1 protein-coding gene and 1 pseudogene are annotated in these 1131 nt (G+C 70.1%); both read right to left on the reverse strand.

Annotation, left to right across the window (positions count from 1 at the left end; translation table 11 throughout):
• Positions 1-811 (reverse strand): phosphonate ABC transporter ATP-binding protein (gene phnC / locus FV228_RS30440; protein WP_147857818.1); only part of this gene is annotated, 811 nt, incomplete at its 3' end.
• Between the two features lie 123 nt (positions 812-934).
• A pseudogene (locus FV228_RS30445) lies at positions 935-1131 on the reverse strand (chloramphenicol acetyltransferase); the annotation flags it as partial.

The following is a 1131-nucleotide window of genomic DNA, read 5'->3' on the forward strand; positions in this document are numbered from 1 at the left end:
GGACGAGGCCGGGCAGCCCCGGCAGGGCCGCCCGCTGCTCGGCCTCGCGCTCCGGGGAATCGTCCAGCACCTCGCCCGCCTCCAGGCCGTAGAGCCGGCGCGCCACGTCCTCGGTGAGGTCGAACGGGCCGCCCTCGAACACCACCCGGCCGGCGGCGAGCCCGACGAGGCGGTCGCAATAGGCCCGGGCGAGGTCGAGGGAGTGCAGGTTGCACAGGACCGTGATGCCGTAGCGCCGGTTCACGGCCGCCAGCGCGTCCATCACCAGCCGGGTGTTGCGCGGGTCCAGGGACGCCACGGGCTCGTCGGCGAGCAGGATCTCGGGCTCCTGCACCAGCGCCCGGGCGATGGCGACGCGCTGCTGCTGGCCGCCCGACAGGCCGTCGGCCCGCTGGCCGGCGAACTCGCCCATGTCGAAGCTCTCCAGGGCGGCGAGCGCCATGGCCTTGTCCTCGTCCGACCACAGCCGGAGCAGGGAGCGGTGGGTCGGCACATGGCTGAGCCGGCCCATCAGCACGTTGGTCATCACGTCGAGACGGCCGACGAGGTTGAACTGCTGGAAGATCATGGCGCAGCGGGTGCGCCATTCCCGGAGCGGCCGACCGCTCAGGCCGGTGATGTCGCGACCGTCATGGAGGATGCGCCCGGAACTCGGGTCCGCGAGGCGGTTGATCAGGCGCAGGAGCGTTGATTTGCCAGCTCCAGACCGGCCGATGACGCCGACGAAACTGCCGCGCTCGATCCGCAGCGAGACTCCGTCCACGGCCAGGCGGCCGCCGTACTGACGCGTGAGATCCTCGACGACGAGCATAAACTTCCATCCGCTGCGGGGTGGAGGCAGCTAAACGCCTCTTCCACGACGGTTGAATGACGAATACGAAATGATTTCTTTAGTCGGCGCACCAAAATCCGCGACGCCCGACCCGGTTTCTCCCTAGGTCCCCGACCAACTCGTATACCGCTCCACAAACTCTTCGATCGGCAGCGCGCGGACATCCGGCAGCGCCCTGCGCAGGCGCTCGTGGTCCCAATCCCACCAAGCGAGGCGCTCCAGCCGCTCGGCGACCGGCTCGGGGAAGCGGCGGCGCACCGGCCGGGCCGGGTTGCCGACGACGATCGTGTAGGCCGGGA

Source organism: Methylobacterium sp. WL18 (assembly GCF_008040015.1).
Taxonomy (GTDB): Bacteria; Pseudomonadota; Alphaproteobacteria; order Rhizobiales; family Beijerinckiaceae; genus Methylobacterium; species Methylobacterium mesophilicum.